Below are 15,983 nucleotides of genomic sequence, written 5' to 3' on the forward strand. Positions count from 1 at the left end.
CTCGCTCTCGCTGGTGCTCGCGGTCTCGACCTTGTTCTGCTCGTCCTTCACGGTGAGCCTCTCTGTGCGGCGGATGGTGCGGGGTCGGGATGGATGTGTCAGGCGTCGGTGGGTCGTGCGAGGCAGTCCGGGCAGCGGCCCCAGTAGACGACCTCGGCCTCGTCGATCGCGAAGCCCGCGTCGTCGCTGACGGTCAGGCAGGGGGCCTCCCCGACCGCGCAGTCGACGTCGACGATGGCGCCGCACGACCGGCAGACCAGGTGGTGGTGGTTGTCGCCGATCCGGGCCTCGTAGCGTGCCACCGAGCCCTCCGGCTGGAAACGGCGGACCAGTCCCACGTCGGTGAGCGTCCGCAGCACGTCGTAGACGGCCTGGTGCGAGACCGGCCCCGACGTCCGGCGCACGGCGCTGATGAGCGAGTCGGTGTCGGCGTGCGGGCTGGCGTGGACGGCGGCCAGGACGGCCAGCCGCGGCCGGGTCACCCGCAGCGCGGCGCTGCGCAGCATCGACTCGTACTCGGGGGGCGTCGGCATGGGGTCGAGTCTGCCGTCCAATCCGGAATCATTCAAGATGAGGTGCCGGCCCGCTCGTCGGACCCGCGTGGTACCCATGACGCGTGGGGGTGCGTGTGCGGAGCCTGGTGGCCCGGGTGGTCGGTGCCGCCGTCGTGGCCTCGCTGCTGCTCGTCGCCGCCACCGCGCTGGCCATCTGGTGGACGGCGCGGCAGGACTCCCGCCCGCCGTCCGACGCGATCGTGGTGCTCGGGTCCGCGCAGTACAACGGCGTCCCCTCCTCGATCTTCGAGGCCCGGCTCGAGCACGCGATCTCGCTGCACGACGCCGGCGTCGCGCCGGTGATCGTGACCGTCGGCGGCAAGGCCGCCGGTGACGCCTTCACCGAGGCCGAGGCCGGTCGCGACTACCTGGCGCAGGCCGGCGTCCCGGCCGAGGCGCTGCTCGCGGTGCCCGAGGGCGTGGACACCCTGGAGAGCATGCGCGCCGTCGCCGCGGCCTTCGACGAGCGCGGCTGGACCGACGCCGTCCTGGTCACCGACCCGTGGCACGCGATGCGGGCGGAGCGCATGGCGTCCGACGCCGGGCTCACCGTGCAGAGCTCGCCGACCCGCCAGGGGCCCGCGGTGCAGACTCGCGTGACGCAGTTCCGCTACATCATGCGGGAGACGGCGGCCTACCTCCTGTACCGCGTGACGGGGGAGTCGGTCGCCGGCGCTCCCGGGATCGGCTGAGGGGGGCACGGTGCTCGAACCGGGCAAGGCCGGCACGCTCGGGGCGGGCAAGGGCGTCGTCCCGGTGCTGTCCGACGGCGTGGTCGTGGCCGCGCTCCGGGCGTCGAGCTGGAAGGAGCAGGCGACGGCCGTCGTCGGCGGGCGCGAGTGGGTGTTCAGCAAGCGCGAGGGCGAGCTGCGCGGGCGCTGGGCCGACGACCCGGAGGACGCCGTCCGCCTGCGGGCGCGCCAGACGTCCTTCTGGAAGGGCACCTGGTCCGCGGAACTCGACGGCGTCCCGGTCGAGGTGTCGAGCCTGTCGTACTGGAAGGGCACCCACCGCTTCGTCTCCGGTGGCCGGCAGGTCGCGCACAGCGGCTCGACCGGCGGCTGGTCCCCGCGGCCGACGCTGACGGCCGACCCGGCGATGTCCCTGGAGCACCAGGTCTTCCTGCTGTTCCTCGAGCGCGTCATCATGCGGCGGAACGCCACGGCGGTGGTGGCGGCGACGGCGGGGGCCGCCGTGGCCGGGGGGGCGTCCTGATGGCCGGCCGTGGACGCATCCGCGCCGCGGACATCGCGCTGGTCCGCGAGCGCTCGCGGATCGACGAGATCGTCGGCGAGCACCTGCAGCTGAAGAACGCCGGCGGGGGCAGCCTCAAGGGGCTGTGCCCGTTCCACGACGAGAAGTCGCCGTCGTTCCAGGTGACGCCGTCGAGGGGTCTCTACCACTGCTTCGGTTGCGGGGTGGGCGGCGACGTCATCTCCTTCATCCAGCAGATCGACCACCTCGCGTTCTCCGAGGCCGTCGAGCTGCTGGCCAACCGGGCGAACATCGAGCTCAAGTACGAGGACGACGGCGGCCGGCCCACCGCGGGCCCCGACCGCGCGTCGGTCGGCCAGCGCGCGCGGCTGGTCGCGGCCAACGCCGCCGCGGCCGCCTTCTACGCCGAGCAGCTGGGCACGCCCGACGCCGCCCCCGCCCGGCAGTTCCTCGCCGAGCGCGGCTTCGACCGGCAGGTGGCGCTGGACTTCGGCTGCGGGTTCGCCCCCGGCGGCTGGGACGCGCTCACCCGGCACCTGCGGGCGGCCGGCTACACCCAGAACGAGCTGGTCACCGCGGGGCTGGCCAAGGAGTCCTCGCGCGGCACGCTGATCGACCGCTTCCACCGGCGGCTGGTGTGGCCGATCCGGGACATCACCGGGGACGTCATCGGCTTCGGCGCCCGCAAGCTGATGGACGACGACCCCGGCCCCAAGTACCTGAACACCCCCGAGACGCCGCTCTACAAGAAGAGCACCGTGCTGTACGGCATCGAGCGGGCCAAGCGGGACATCGCCAAGCGGCACCAGGCCGTCGTCGTCGAGGGCTACACCGACGTCATGGCCTGCCACCTGGCCGGCGTCACCACCGCCGTCGCCTCGTGCGGCACCGCCTTCGGCGGCGAGCACATCAGCGTGCTGCGCCGGCTGCTCATGGACCAGGACGAGTTCCGCGGGGAGGTGGTCTACACCTTCGACGGCGACGCCGCGGGCCAGGCCGCCGCGATGAAGACGTTCAAGGAGGACCAGCGCTTCGTCGCGCAGACCTTCGTCGCCGTCGAGCCCGACGGTCGGGACCCCTGCGAGCTGCGCCAGGAGCACGGGGACGCCGCCGTGCGCGACCTCATCGCCCGGCGCTCGCCGCTGATCGAGTTCGTGCTCAAGACGACGCTCGCCGAGTACGACCTGGACACGGTGGAGGGCCGGGTCGCCGCGCTGGAGAAGACCGCGCCGCTGCTCGCCCAGATCAAGGACCACGCGCTGCGCCCCGCGTACGCGCGGCGGCTCGCCTCGCTGATCGGCGACACCGACGAGGCCGACGTGCTGGAGCGGGTGCGCCGGCACACCGGGGACGGCGGGCAGCAGTCCCGCGGGCGCCGGCCCCGCCCGCCGCAACGCACGCCGGACGACGCCGCGCTCGCGGTCGAGCGGGAGGCGGTCAAGGCCGCGCTGCAGGCGCCCGAGCTGGCCGGGCCGGCGTTCGACGCCGTCCCGGCCGCGGCCTACACCGATCCGGACTACGCGGCGGTGGCCGCCGCGGTCGCGGGCACCGGGGGAGCGGCGGCCGCGACGGTGACCGGCCCCGCGTGGCTGGACCTGGTGGCCGAGCAGTGCGACCGGGATAGCGCCCGCGCTCAGCTGACCGCGCTGGCGGTGGAGCCGCTGCGCTCGACCGGCGCCGCGGACGCCGGGTACGTCACCGCGGTGATGGCCCGGCTGCAGGAGATGGCGACGGTCCGCGAGATCGCCGGCCTCAAGGGGCGGCTGCAGCGGATGAACCCGGTCGAGAGCGGCGACGAGTACATGAAGGCGTTCAAGCAGCTCATGGACCTGGAGCAGCTGGCGATCTCGCTGCGCAAGCGCGCCATCGGGGGGCTGGGGTGAGCCTGCTGGACGCGGTGCGACGGCGGTTCGCCCGCGCCCCGGAGGCCGTGCGCGCCGCCCTGCCAGGCGACGAGGAGGCGCTGGCGTGGGGCGCGCTGACCCGCGACGAGGGCTGGCTGGTGGCCACCGACCGCGGGCTGCGCCGGGTGGGTGCCGACGGCGTCGCCGGCGAGCCGCTGCCGTGGCACGAGATCGCGTCGGCGCGGTGGACGGCGGCTGGCCAGGTGGGCGGGGCGTTCCTGGTCACCCCGCTGAGCGAGGTGGAGCCGGGCGTGCAGGCGCGCGGGCCGGTGCAGCGGCACGCGCTCACCGACGCGGGGGAGCTGCCCGCCGTCGTGCGCCGGCGGGTGGACCAGACGGTCGTGGCCAGCCAGCGCTCGCCGCTGCCCGGGCGGGGCGGCGTGCTGCTCGTCGCGCGGCGCATCCCCGGCCAGGCCGGGCGGGAGTGGACCGTCGTCTTCGACGACGACGCCGACCGCGCCGATCCGGTGGCTCGCGAGCACGCCCGCCAGAAGCTGGCCGACGTCGTGGCCGCGGAGCAGCCCGAGTAGGTCAGCGGGGCGCGTCGCTGCCCATGCGGCTGCGGATCGAGGAGAAGGCGTCGTCGGCGCGGGCCTGGGCCATGCCGGCGAGGCTCTGCAGGCGCGGGTCGTCCTTCGCGCGGTCCCAGCCGCGCCGGATCTGCTCGTAGCGCTCGCGCCCGGCGCGCGCGCCGAGCACGTAGCCGGCACCGAATCCGGCCAGGAACGACAGCTTCGCCACGGGGTCCTCCAGGGCAACGGGGGCAGAACAGTGGATGACGCTACCTGTGAGCACCGTCGCTCCGGACACGGCCGAGGGGGCTGAGGGACGCCGCAACCGTTGCGGTAGTCTCGTCGGGCCAGCGGGTGCTCGCGCCCGCTCGTCCCCCGTAGCTCAATTGGCAGAGCATGCGACTGTTAATCGCAGGGTTACTGGTTCAAGTCCAGTCGGGGGAGCAAGCCAAGCCCCTGACCAGCGGAGACGCCGGTCAGGGGCTTTTCTATTGTCTCTGTCACACGGGTCAGGCACTCTTAAGGCACTCTTTACTTAGCGCCGGAGGTGCCTGGTGGGCCGTCCCCCGCTGCCGCTGGGCACCAGCGGCAAGGTCCTGTTCGCCACGCTGCCCAACGGCCGGGTCAAGGCCCGGGTCAAGTTTCGCGACTACGACGGCAGGGTCCGATTGGTGTCCAAGGTGGGGCCTTCGCGCGCCGCCGCCGAACGGGCGCTAAAAGCCGAGTGCACCAGCCGCCAGGCGCCCGGCGGCGTCGGCGCCCTCACTGCCGCGACACGAATGGCCACGTTGGCCGATGCCTGGATCGAGGCCGACCACGGCTGGTCGACCGGCACGCAGCGCACCTACCGCTCGGTGGTCAGCAAGCAGGTCAAGCCGGCCCTCGGTCAACTCTGCATCCGCGAGGTGACCCCCGGCGTGATCAGCCGGGCGCTGGCCGCCATCGCCAAGAGCAGCGGACCGGGGGCGGCCAAGACCGCGCGGGCGTGCCTTTCCGGGATGTTCACGATGGCGATCCGGGACGGCGCCGCCGCGGTCAACCCGGTCCGCGACGCCACTGCCAAGATCAGTACCGGCAAGCGAGCGCCGCGTGCCCTGAGCTGCGGCAGAGACCGGACGACTCGTCGAGCTGTTCCGGACCAGCGACCGCGCGGTCCAGATCGACTTGCCCGACATCGTCGACTGGATGCTCGCCACCGGCTGCCGGATCGGCGAAGGGCTGGCCCTGCGGTACGGCACCAACGGCGACGGGAAGCCGATCCTGGATCTCGAGGCCGGGACCTGGGAGGTGAACGCCACCGTGGTCCGCATTCCAGGCGCTGGGCTGACGGTCCAGCCGCGTCCGAAGACCACGGCCGGCTGGCGGATCATCGCGCTGCCCGAATTCGCCGTCCGGATGCTGGAGGACCGGCGGGCGAGTTCTCTCCGGCAGACGGACGCTGAGGTCGTATTCCCTCCGCCGCTGAACGGCGCCCTGCGGGATCCGTCGAACGTCTCAGGAGGCCTCCGCCAGTTGCTCGACTCGTTCGAGTGTGAGACCTGCGGGGGAACGGGCTATCAGCTCGACAAGGACGGGTCCTTCAGGGCCGGGGCAGGTGGGCGACGCATCCGCTGCGAGGAGGGGCCCTGGTCGTGGGTCACCTCGCACACCTTCCGCAAGACCGTCGCCACGCGCCTCGACGAGGCCGGCCTCAGCCCGCGGCAGGTGGCCGACCAGTTGGGCCACGCCAACCCGTCGATGACCCTCGACGTCTACTTCGGCAGGCAGGTCGTCAGCGCCGAGGCAGCGCGGGTGCTGAACCGCTGAGCTGGATCGCCGTGAAGTCCTGGCACGACGGCGGGGCGGCGTTCACTGCCGCCGCTCACCCCGCTCGATCGGCGCGCCCTGCTTCCGCCTGCTCATGCAGCCACGCGGTCACGTCGGCGCGCCGGTAGACGACGCGTCGTCCCACACGGAAGCTGTGCGGCCCCGTGCCACGGTGCCGCCAGTACCTCAACGTGGAGACGGGCGAGCGCATGATCAGGGCAACCTCGGCCGTGGTCAGCAGGTCATCGGCGTTGTCCATGACGAACCTCTCTGGTCTCTTGACGCCGCCCGCGGGGAGGCCCTGCATCGCAAGGTAGGGCGAGGTATGGACAGCTCGTCTGCGCCGCGTATCGGTGGAGGCGAACGAAACCATGCACGTGATACGAACTGAGGTGTCCGCCTGACGAGAGGGTCACTTCAACTGAGTCACCGCAACGAGGAGCCCTAGGGTTCGAACGGCAGCTGTGATGACGTGGCCGGGGTGGAAGGGGGCCTGCGCTATGCCAGTGGGCCAGCACAGTGCGGCGGCATCGGCCTCGGGCTACCTGTACCAGACCTCATGGGCGCTCCTGGAATTGCTGCGTCAGGCGCCTCACCGGCCGGATCAGGCACTCACGCTAGAAATGCACGACGACATCGCGTGGGAGGACGCGTCCGGAAACCCCACGGAGTTGCTTCAGGCGAAGCTGCACCGAAAGGCGAATGCCGGGCTTGGTGACAGGGATACGGACGTCTGGAAGACGCTGGGGAACTGGATGGCGCGATCGGACGCTACCGACCCAAACGGCGCCGATCTCGCCCTTGTCACCACATCCACTGCACAACCTGGCACCGCCGCATACCTGCTACGCCCTGCCCCTGCGACCCGCGACGAGCCCGCTGCGGCCCGGCTGCTCCTGGGGGCCGCAGAGGAGTCGACCGCGCGGGCAACCGAGGCAGCACGGGAGAAGTTTCGCGGCCTCTCGTCAGCGGCTAGGACGACTCTCCTGGTGAAGGTGCGGGTCTTAGACGGAGCCGTGCAGCCGCAGGACATCGACGCTGCGGTGCGGGGAGCGTTGGCACTGGGGCTTCCCCAGGGGGAGCTGGCCCAGAGTCGGTTCGTGGCCGAGGTCCGCCGCTGGTGGGACGGGGTGGCCGTCGACATGCTGGCCGGCCGGCGACCAGCCCTTGAGGTTGGACAGCTCCAGGCGTTCCTCCAGGACCTCCGCAACGGCTTTGGTCCGGACAGTCTCCGGACGACGATCCAGCTCGAGGACGTCGCCGAGGAGGACGTCCTGCAGTACGACGACGCGTTATTCGTCAGCCAGATGAAGCTGGTGTCCTATCCGCTGGATAACCTGCGCCGCGCTGTCATCGACTACCACCGCGCCGTCACGCAGGAGACTCAGTGGCTCGGTGAAAGTCTGCTGGAGCTCCACGAGCTGCGCCGGTTCGAGGAAACCCTGCGTGATGAATGGGCCCGGGCGTTCACCGACATGCTAGACGAGCTCGCTGGCGGCGTCGACGAGTACGACTCGAACACCGTGGAGGAGGTCACGAAGATCAAAGCCGGCAAGCTCCTGCTGCGGCGGCTTCTCGGCTCGACCGCGGTGACCGTCCGGGAGCACTACACCGATCCGTTCTTTGCTCGAGGCAAGCGACATGAGCTGGCGAACCGTGAGCAGGGAGGGATCGGCTGGCATCCCGACTTCGTCAGCCGGCTACAGGCGCTGGTCGCTACTGCGTGAGCAGAGCTCCGATGGGCCTGCTGGTCTTTGTGACCAGCGTGATTAACCTCCCGACAGAGATGCCACGAGGAGATGACTTTCTGTGACGACTTGGCGGGAGCGGTCACCGGCGCAGGCGGCGATGTTGAACCCTGCACTGATGGCTCTCGTGACTGCGGCGGCCGCTAGCGAGTACGAGAGGGCCGATGGTGGACCAATGCCATGGCCGCTCGCGTACCTGGTGGCGCCCATGGTGCTCCATTCAGGAACCCGTGCAGTGCTTCCGGGCAGCACCAGGACCCACCTCGCCAGCTGGCTCTCGTCCCACCCGGTCATCCACGCGGGGTTCGCCCGCAGAGCCCAGGGGCTCGCCGACCTGGTCCGCGAAGGAGTTCGGTTCGGACTGGCCAACTCCGTCCTCGTCGTCAACGACTTGGGCGGCGTCTCGGGCACGGTGAACACGCGACCGGCACGGGGCACCGAAACCGGCGAGCTCATCAGGAAGGCCGGCTTCGTCGGCAAGTGGCTCACCCAGGTCGACCAGCCGGCCACCGCGTTCGTCCTACTGGGCGTGGCACTCTAGCCGCCGTGCAGCTTCTGGCGATCACGCTCTACAACGCCGACGGCCGAACCCGGACCGTCGACTTCATGCCGGGTGCCCTCAACATCGTCACCGGCGAGTCGCAGACCGGGAAGAGCGCGCTCCTCACGATCGTCGAGTACTGCCTGGGCCGATCGCAGGTTCTCGTTCCTGTGGGGCCCATCTCCGACGCCGTCCTTTGGTACTCGGCACTTTGGCAGCTCGAGGAGGGGCGCGCGTTCGTGGCCAGGCCCCGACCCGCGAAGGGAAAAGCCAGCTCGAGTCAGGCGATGCTGGAGTTCGGTGTCGACCTGACTCCGCCGCCGCTGGAACAGCTGCGGGTCAACATCGACGCCCGTTCCCTACGGGAACAGCTGGGGCGCCGCATTGGCATCGAGGAGAACGTCACTGAGCCCCGTCCCGGATCGCTTCAGCAGCCTCTCGAAGCGAACTTGGGCCATGCTGCGCTGCTCTGCTTGCAGGGACAGAACGAGGTCGCGAGCTCCACCGCTCTGTTCCATCGGCAAGGAGAGCAGGGAATCGACCAGGCGCTGCGTGACACGATCCCGTACTTCCTCGGGGCCGTAGACCGCGACGACGCCTTGAAGAGGGCACAGCTTCGGGATGCCAGGCGCACCCTGACCCGGCTGAACAACGAACTCGAGCGCGCTGAGACCGCAGCGTCCACCCTCGATGTGGAACTTGAGGGGCTGTTGGCGGAGGCGCGTGCCGCCGGCCTGGTCTCGGACACTGTGGCAGGTGCTGCGGCGAGCACCGTTGGCACCGATCGGCGAGGCACGACCGTTCGGTTGCTGCAGGCTGCCCGTAGTGCGCAGCCAAGCTCTCGGCCCTTGCAGGACGCGAGAGCGCAGGACGAGCGACTCACCCTCATGGCCGAACGTGACTCCTTGCGTGCACGGCTTCGTCGAGTTCTCGACGACCGCGCCCTGCTGCTGGCCGAGTCGCAAGCGGCAGGCGATTTCACCGTCGCAGTGCAGCAGCACGTGGATCGACTGTCGGCCGTCAATCTGCTGCCCGCGAGTGCAGCCAATCGGGCTGCCGACGATGGCGACGCCCGTGGTGGCGGTGGAGCAGCCCTCGACGAAGGGCTTTGTCCGGCTTGCGGTCACGAGCTCATCGAATCGGACCCCACCGCAGCGGCACTGCGCACCGGGCTAGAGGCGCTCCGTGAGCAGGTCGGTGCCCTGACCGGTGCCCGTCCAACGCGGCGCAGGGCACTCGCGGAACTAGACGGGGAGGCTGACCGCCTCCGCGGCGAACTTCGGGCGCGTCAGTCGGCGGTATCGGCGCTTGAACGCGCCGCAGACATCGGTGGGCAAGCGGACGCTGGTCAGCGCGACTTCACCCGCGGGCGCATCGACGCCTTCCTGAGCCGGGTCGCCGTCGTCGATGACGTCCAGCTCGCTGTACTGCGCCAACGCGCGCGACAACTTGAAGACACAGTTGCGGCTCTCGAAGCAGACCTGGACGCCGACAACGACCGAGAGCAGCTCACCTCCCGGCTGTTCGCGATCGGGCGCGACATGAGCGCCTATGCGACGCGTCTCAACCTGGAGCACAGCAGCGAGAGCGTCCGCCTGGATCTGGCGCGGTTGACGGTCGTCACTGACACGCCCAACGGCCCGACACCGCTGTTCCGCATCGGCAGCGCCGCCAACTGGATCGGCTACCACCTGGCCGCACACTTGGCCCTCCACCGGTTCCTGACCCTGCAGGACCGTCCGGTTCCGCGGTTCCTGATGCTCGATCAGCCAACCCAGGCGCACTACCCATCGGACGCTGACAACGAGAGCGGGCTCCCGGAAGATGACGCCGACAGGCTCGCTGTCAGAGCGATGTTCGAGTTGATGCGCGACGTCGTGGCTGAACTCGCCCCGCGATTGCAAGTGATCGTCTGCGACCACGCTGATCTGCCAGAAAGCTGGTTCCAGGCCGCGGTCCGACACAGATGGCGAGGCGGCGTAAAGCTCATTCCGAGTGACTGGATGGGGGATCACGACGCCGCTAGGTGAGCGGCCTGTGGCGGCACACACAGTCATCGAGGAAGCCATCTGGGCCGAGATACGGGGACCAGGTCGCGGCGAGCGTTAGCGTCGGCAGCCACACCGGGTGGTCTCACCGCAACAGCGGAGAGGTGCACGCCGAGGTGAGCAGGAGGCGCAGCGGAGCTCATGGACCGCTGTGGAAGCAGAGTCACTGTCCACAGGACGGCCGGTGAAGCGTTCCGTCGTCATTACGTCGGTGCAGCTTTGCGTTATGAGCGACGCAACTGAAACCGAACGGCGTACCTGTCGGTTCCCCGGCTGTCAGCGGCCAGCGGCGGCCTCGCGGGCGGGGGCCGGCCGCCCGCCGGAGTACTGCGACGACAGCGCGCACAACCGGACCGCCGCCTGGCACGCCCGTCGCCGGCTGCGCACGGAGCAGGCCGTGCACGCGGCCGGGACCGAGCAGCGGCCGATCGATGCCGCGCGACAGCGCGCAAGTGAGTTGCACGGCCAGGTCGCCGGCATGATCGAGCACTTGAATCAGCAGCTGAAGGGGTTGCTCGAGGAGCTGCGGACGGTGGCCGATCCGGAGGCCGCCGAGCTGCAGATCGAAACTGTGACCAGCGAGGCGGCCGAGCAGGTCGCGACCGCCGCGGCTCGCGCCAGCCGGGCCGAGCAAGCGCAACAGCGCGCCGAGGCCGAGCGCGCGGAGGCCGACTCCGCTGCTGAGGAGGCATCTGTCCTGAGCGAGCAGCTCCGTACCGGGCTCGGAGAGGCTCGCCAGCAGCTAAGGGAGGCCGAGACCGAGCGAGAGAGGCTGAACGCCGAGTTGGCCGACGCCCTCGCGGCCATGAATGCAGAGCGAAAGCAGTCCGCCGCGAAGTCGGCCGATTCGGCCGAGAAGCTGACCGCCGTCGAGGCTCGGCTCGTCGAGTCACATGGCGACCGCGACGCCGCGATCCGACGAGCGGAAGGCGCGATGGTCGCCCAGTCCGAGGCGGAAGAGCGATCCCGCAACGCTGTCGAGCGGGCCGACGCCGAGTCGGCGCGCGCTGCCCGTGCCGAGGATGCTGTCGAGTCGGTACGTCGGGGCCTGGCGCAAGCTGACCAGCAAGTCGCAGATCTCCGTGACGAGGTCAGCGACCTGCGCGGGAAGCTGGCGGCGATGTCCGCCCAGCGGGACGCCGCCGTACACGATGCCGAGCGCGAGAAGACCCATGGCCATCAGCGAGTGAACGACCTGCGTGCCCGTCACGAAGAGGAGAACCGACGACTGCGCGAGGAGCTCGCCGGATTGCGGGGTGAGCTCAACACTGCGCGCGACGAAGCCCGCGTGCAGCGCAGCAGAGCCGACCGAGCCGAAGCCCACCTCGACAACGCCGTGACGATCAAGGCGCGGCGTCCTCAGTCGTACGCGGGACGCGGACGCCGTCGACGAGAGAGCACGGCCACAGGAACCGAAGACCCCCGCGGCTGACACCGGAGCAGCGTGGCCGAGCTCGTCCTACGCGCCTTGCGCGGTGCAGGAATCGGCGATGACGCGCCCCGTTGGGACCGGCGTCCTGCTGCTGTGCCATAGATGTTGATCGGGGGGACCCACCGCCAACGGTTCCAGATGGACGTCACAGTCAGAGGGCGGGTGCGAGACAGTCAGAGGGTGGCCGCGAGCAGGAAGCCCACCGCGAGGGCAGGGCCGTAAGGAAAGGTGCTCTGGCGGCCTCCGCCACGCATCAACGTGATCACGGCCTGCGTCACGGTGATCAAGGAGAAGGCGGCGAGGGCCAACAACAAGCCGCGATGCGTGGTGTGTCCGAGGCCCAGGCCACCGAGCACAGCCAAACGGACGTCGCCGAACCCTGCTCCCGCGAACCGCCAGCACAACAGCAGGACGACCCCCGCCAACGCAGCTGCGAGACCGCTGGTGAGCAGACCGCGCCAGTCACCGTGCACGGCGAAGCCGACGGTCAGCAGCACGCCGGTGCCGACGGCGGCCTGCCGGACGAGCGCCGTCGGTATGCGTTGGGTGACCGCATCGCAGGACGCCGCGGCCACCAAGGCGGATCCCCAGACCAGCAGGGCAGGCACCAGCCACCACGTGTCCGCACGGTGGGACGTCACGATCGCGGCGGCTCCCGCTCCGCCGCCGGCGACGGCGCTGGCCAGCGCCAGGCTCGGCCGGGCAGCGTCAATTTGCGCCAGCTGCGCGAGCCCGTGCGTAGTAAGCCAGGGCGTCGCTGCGGCGCCGACCACCGCGCCTGCCACCAAGGCGACTATCCACATGTCGTTCATCCGCTGGCGGCCACCCTCGACCTCCACAGGGATCTCGTCCTGATCCTCGCCGCGCCGACCCTGTGGACAGCTGCGCCATCTCAGCTTCCGGTGCGGGAGCGTGTCAGGACCGCGCGGTACACCCAGACGGGGAGGACGAGTGACGGACTCAGCGACAACCTGTCACCCGAAAGGGTGGGAACGAGACGGCGGTCACACGTCCGCTCGACCCGGGAGGGCAACCTCGGTCGACGGACGGTGACGCGATCGGGGGTGATCAGGCATGGCGGTGATGCGCACGACGGCCGGAGCGGCCGCGGTGCTCCTGGCGCTGACGACCTTGGGTTGTTCGTCGTCGTCAGACGCCGGCTCGTCGAGTCTGTCGACATCCGGGACGTCGAGCTCCCAGACGTCGAGCCCCTCGCCGACCACTCCGAGCCCCGCCGAGGAAGCAGAGACACTGGCGGTCGCGCTCGTTCCGGACTACCTGGGGACAATCGACGACCTGTACCTCGACCCGTCGCTCCCGCTCGACGGCATACACCAGGTCGCGGTGGCTCCGGAAGCCACGGCCCAGGCCACGGCGATCGGCAAGTTCCGCTCCCAGGGATACCGCCAGACCGGACGGTCGCAGCTGGTGAGCGCGTCTGCCGTCAGCGTCGACCTCTCCAACAATCCCGCCGCTTCGCCTTCACCTGTCTTCCCGACCGTCGTTGTCACCGCCTGCGTCGACGTGGGAGAGGTGGACGCGGTCGATGATTCCGGCGCGTCCATCGTGCCGTCAGGTCGTCCGCGGTACCTCGTCCAGCAACTCACCGTGGTGAACCCGGACTATCCGGACACGTCGTCGTGGCGGGTCAGCGAGGCGCCGAACAGGCAGGCGGAGTCATGCGACGGGTAGTCCTCGCCCTGGCGGGAGCGCTGCTGTGCGTGTGCGCCTCGCTGGTCCTTTCGCCAACTGCTGTCGCTGATCCGGCGACCTGCCAGCAGTACGACTCGCACGGCATCTGTGTAGTCGGAGTCGAGACGGCCGAGGATGCCCCTGGGACGGCGGCCCCACCGGCCGCGACGACTCCCGACAGGGATGGCGGCACGCCTGCGGCGGCCTGCACTGTCAACCCCTCCGGCACCGTCATTCCGTGCCAGGAGGGCCAGGCGTGGTGGGTGCAGGGCATGCAGTGCTACGTGGAGGCGATGGCCCAACAGCCTCCCAAGGACTCGCCGATCTGGGGCGGTCGTACGGACGGCGCCATCTACAGCTGCCTTTCCTACACCGGCGGTGGAGCTTTCCCTGGTACCAACGGCTTCAGCTTCTGGTCGGCGAACCCGCCGGGGGTTCCGGCCGCGATCGATCCAGCGCAGCTCGCGCAACAGGCGCTCAGCACAATGACGGTGCCATCACCGACGACGGGCCGGTACCCAGCCGGCACTCTGCAGGACGGGCGGCCGTTCACGGTCGTCAACGCCTACACCTGGTTCTGGACCGACCCGGGATCGTTCCGAGCACTGACTGCGCGTGCCGACGCCGGAGGCGTGTGGGCGCAGGTGACGGTGACACCGACGGCGCTGTCGTTCACGCCGGGCGATGGGGCTGCCCCGGTGTCGTGCCCGGGTCCTGGTGTGGCCTGGCAGCCGGGTGACGGGGTGTGGGCCGCGTCGTCGGCTGGTTGTGACTACCGGTACCCGCAGTCATCGATCCACCAGCCCGGTGAGCGGGTGACGGCGACGTACGGCATCCAGTGGTCGGTCACCTGGACGTCGTCGACGGGTGCAACCGGCACGCTGCCGAATCTGACGACGACCTCGAACGAGACGTTCGCGGTGGCGGAGGTGCAGTCGGTGGTGATCAGGTGACTACGCGGGTCAACGGGATGGCGTCGCCGGCGGCCGGGCGCTATCAGGCTCCGGCGCCAGAGGCGGCGCTGCCGCCGGCTCCTCCGGTGCGTACCGCGGCGGCGAGGAGACGCGCCAGCCGCAAGTCGCTGGTCCTGAGCGTGCTGGTCGTGCTGCTCGGGGGCCTGCTGGCCTTCAGCGCCGGCCAGATGCTCACCGCGCGCACGGAGGTGCTGGCGGTCGCCCGAGATGTGCAAGTGGGCTCGACGATCACCGCGGAGGACCTGACGGTCGCGAACGTGACGTCGGATCCCAACCTGTCACCGATTCCTGCCTCGCAGCGGTCCCAGATCGTCGGGATGGTCGCCCAGGTGCCGCTGACCCGCGGAGAGCTGCTGACCGGCGCCCAGGTCGGCCCGGACAGCGGATTCACGGCGGGGGAGATGCTGGTCGCCCTGCCATTGAAGGAAGGGCAGTTTCCGGTCGGTGGCCTGAACCCAGGCCAGCAGGTGCTGATCGTGGCGACGCCTGGCAGCGCCGGCTCGACCGGGGGCAGCGGCACGCCGTCTGCCGACTCAGACGGTCCCCGCGGTCAGCAGATCGACGCGACGGTCGCCGAGGTCGGACCGCTCAACCAGGCCACGCAGGTGACGGTGATCGACGTGCGAGTCAGCGCCGACGACGGCGTGCGGGTGGCCGAGCTCGCCTCGACCGGCAACGTGGCGTTGATCCTGCTGCCGGCGGGGCGGTGAGCTGATGCTGACCGTCGTGACCTCGGGGAAGGCCGCGCCCGGGGTGACCACCTCGACCTGGGCGTTGGCCCTGGGGTGGCCCGGGCCATTGCTGGTCGCCGACTGTGACCCGGCCGGCGGGGACATGGCGCCGGGGCTGCTGGCGGGCCCGGGTCGGCGTCGACCGCGGACTGCTGTCATGGTCGACGGCGGCCCGGCGGGGTGTCCCGGCGATGCAGGCCGCCACGATGGTCGCCCAGCATGCCGTGCAGCTTCCCGAGCAGCCGCAGGTGTGGCTGGTTCCGGGAGTGACGACCGCCGCGCAGGGCGCTTCGTTCACCGCCGAGGCGTGGGAGCGGCTGGCGTCGGCCCTGTACACGTCGAGTGTGTCGATCGGGCGGGACGCCTTGGTCGACGCCGGACGACTGGTGACCGAGCGCGGCTGTTGGCCAGTGCTGCGGGCCGCCGACCGGGTGCTGCTGGCGGTGCGGCCCAGCGTGCGGTCGGTGCATGCGGCGCAGGATGCGAAGCAACGACTGCGCCACGAACTGGGCGACCTGTCGAAGGTGACCGCACTCGTGGTCGGGGTCGGGCCGTACTCCGCCGGCGAAGTGGCCAAGGCGTTAGACCTGCCGCTGGCGGGCACGTTGCCCTACGACCGGACCGCAGCGCAGGCGCTCTCCGACGGCGCGGTCGTCAGTCCGAAGACGCTGCAACGGTCGGCGCTGCTGCGCGCGGCGTCGTCCCTGGCCAAGACGCTGACCAGTTCGACGGAGGCGTCTCGTGTCGCTGAGGCGGTGGCCGGATGAGGAACGAGGACGCAGCGTCGCCTCGGCTGGAAGTTCCGGCCGCCCACGGCCTCCCGCGG

The 15,983-nt window shown here is 70.6% G+C and carries 17 protein-coding genes, 1 tRNA gene and 1 pseudogene; 15 read left to right on the plus strand and 4 right to left on the minus strand.

Features of this window, described 5'->3' with window-relative positions:
- Positions 1–98 precede the first annotated feature (98 nt).
- Positions 99–533, minus strand: a complete 435-nt coding sequence (locus tag JKP75_RS05760) for a Fur family transcriptional regulator (RefSeq protein WP_200492183.1) — start codon at positions 531–533, stop codon at positions 99–101.
- 83 nt (positions 534–616) lie between these two features.
- On the opposite strand from JKP75_RS05760, the gene JKP75_RS05765 reads away from it, so the two are divergent.
- From JKP75_RS05765 to JKP75_RS05780, 4 genes are read left to right on the plus strand one after another with little or no spacing between them, the layout of a single operon-like run.
- Positions 617–1,246, plus strand: coding sequence for a YdcF family protein (locus JKP75_RS05765; protein ID WP_309229552.1), 630 nt, complete (start codon positions 617–619; stop codon positions 1,244–1,246).
- A 10-nt stretch (positions 1,247–1,256) separates the two neighbouring features.
- On the plus strand, positions 1,257–1,769 hold the full coding sequence (locus JKP75_RS05770; protein ID WP_200492838.1) for a hypothetical protein: 513 nt from the start codon (positions 1,257–1,259) through the stop codon (positions 1,767–1,769).
- Positions 1,769–3,652, plus strand: coding sequence for a DNA primase (gene dnaG / locus JKP75_RS05775; RefSeq protein ID WP_200492182.1), 1,884 nt, complete (start codon positions 1,769–1,771; stop codon positions 3,650–3,652). Before JKP75_RS05770 ends, dnaG begins: the two co-directional genes overlap by 1 nt.
- On the plus strand, positions 3,649–4,203 hold the full coding sequence (locus tag JKP75_RS05780; RefSeq protein WP_200492181.1) for a hypothetical protein: 555 nt from the start codon (positions 3,649–3,651) through the stop codon (positions 4,201–4,203). Before dnaG ends, JKP75_RS05780 begins: the two co-directional genes overlap by 4 nt.
- A gap of 1 nt (position 4,204) precedes the next feature.
- Here the strand turns inward: JKP75_RS05780 and JKP75_RS05785 are convergent, their stop codons facing one another.
- Positions 4,205–4,414, minus strand: a complete 210-nt coding sequence (locus JKP75_RS05785) for a hypothetical protein (protein WP_200492180.1) — start codon at positions 4,412–4,414, stop codon at positions 4,205–4,207.
- 142 nt (positions 4,415–4,556) lie between these two features.
- On the opposite strand from JKP75_RS05785, the gene JKP75_RS05790 reads away from it, so the two are divergent.
- From JKP75_RS05790 to JKP75_RS05795, 3 genes and pseudogenes are all read left to right on the plus strand, one after another.
- Positions 4,557–4,629: transfer RNA gene (locus JKP75_RS05790), tRNA-Asn, on the plus strand.
- A 335-nt stretch (positions 4,630–4,964) separates the two neighbouring features.
- Positions 4,965–5,228 (plus strand): annotated as a pseudogene (locus tag JKP75_RS24380) (hypothetical protein); the annotation flags it as partial.
- A 121-nt stretch (positions 5,229–5,349) separates the two neighbouring features.
- Positions 5,350–5,991, plus strand: coding sequence for a site-specific integrase (locus JKP75_RS05795; protein ID WP_242472798.1), 642 nt, complete (start codon positions 5,350–5,352; stop codon positions 5,989–5,991).
- 55 nt (positions 5,992–6,046) lie between these two features.
- Here the strand turns inward: JKP75_RS05795 and JKP75_RS23690 are convergent, their stop codons facing one another.
- Positions 6,047–6,364 (minus strand): helix-turn-helix domain-containing protein, encoded by a 318-nt coding sequence (locus tag JKP75_RS23690; RefSeq protein WP_309229553.1) that lies wholly within the window; start codon positions 6,362–6,364, stop codon positions 6,047–6,049.
- 133 nt (positions 6,365–6,497) lie between these two features.
- On the opposite strand from JKP75_RS23690, the gene JKP75_RS05805 reads away from it, so the two are divergent.
- From JKP75_RS05805 to JKP75_RS05820, 4 genes are all read left to right on the plus strand, one after another.
- A complete protein-coding gene (locus JKP75_RS05805; RefSeq protein ID WP_200492179.1) occupies positions 6,498–7,718 on the plus strand; it encodes an ABC-three component system protein in 1,221 nt (406 codons plus the stop codon).
- Positions 7,719–7,800: 82 nt separating this feature from the next.
- Positions 7,801–8,280: a three component ABC system middle component gene (locus JKP75_RS05810; protein ID WP_309229554.1), complete on the plus strand. Its 480-nt coding sequence runs from the start codon at positions 7,801–7,803 to the stop codon at positions 8,278–8,280.
- 5 nt (positions 8,281–8,285) lie between these two features.
- Positions 8,286–10,310 (plus strand): DUF3732 domain-containing protein, encoded by a 2,025-nt coding sequence (locus JKP75_RS05815; RefSeq protein ID WP_200492177.1) that lies wholly within the window; start codon positions 8,286–8,288, stop codon positions 10,308–10,310.
- Between the two features lie 202 nt (positions 10,311–10,512).
- On the plus strand, positions 10,513–11,760 hold the full coding sequence (locus tag JKP75_RS05820) for a hypothetical protein (RefSeq protein ID WP_200492839.1): 1,248 nt from the start codon (positions 10,513–10,515) through the stop codon (positions 11,758–11,760).
- Positions 11,761–11,933: 173 nt separating this feature from the next.
- Here the strand turns inward: JKP75_RS05820 and JKP75_RS05825 are convergent, their stop codons facing one another.
- Entirely contained in the window at positions 11,934–12,599 is a 666-nt protein-coding gene (locus JKP75_RS05825) for a prepilin peptidase (RefSeq protein WP_200492840.1), read from the minus strand.
- Positions 12,600–12,834: 235 nt separating this feature from the next.
- Here JKP75_RS05825 and JKP75_RS05830 point away from each other — a divergent pair, with 235 nt between their 5' ends.
- The 4 genes from JKP75_RS05830 (at position 12,835) to JKP75_RS05845 (ending at position 15,924) form a co-directional block, all read left to right on the plus strand.
- Positions 12,835–13,452 (plus strand): hypothetical protein, encoded by a 618-nt coding sequence (locus JKP75_RS05830; protein ID WP_242472011.1) that lies wholly within the window; start codon positions 12,835–12,837, stop codon positions 13,450–13,452.
- A gap of 29 nt (positions 13,453–13,481) precedes the next feature.
- Entirely contained in the window at positions 13,482–14,405 is a 924-nt protein-coding gene (locus tag JKP75_RS05835; RefSeq protein ID WP_309229555.1) for a hypothetical protein, read from the plus strand.
- A complete protein-coding gene (locus JKP75_RS05840; RefSeq protein ID WP_200492173.1) occupies positions 14,402–15,136 on the plus strand; it encodes an SAF domain-containing protein in 735 nt (244 codons plus the stop codon). Before JKP75_RS05835 ends, JKP75_RS05840 begins: the two co-directional genes overlap by 4 nt.
- A gap of 212 nt (positions 15,137–15,348) precedes the next feature.
- A complete protein-coding gene (locus JKP75_RS05845) occupies positions 15,349–15,924 on the plus strand; it encodes a hypothetical protein (RefSeq protein ID WP_242472799.1) in 576 nt (191 codons plus the stop codon).
- Positions 15,925–15,983: the final 59 nt, after the last annotated feature.

Origin of the sequence: Blastococcus sp. TML/M2B (assembly GCF_016612865.1) — a bacterium.
Lineage (GTDB): Bacteria > Actinomycetota > Actinomycetes > Mycobacteriales > Geodermatophilaceae > Blastococcus.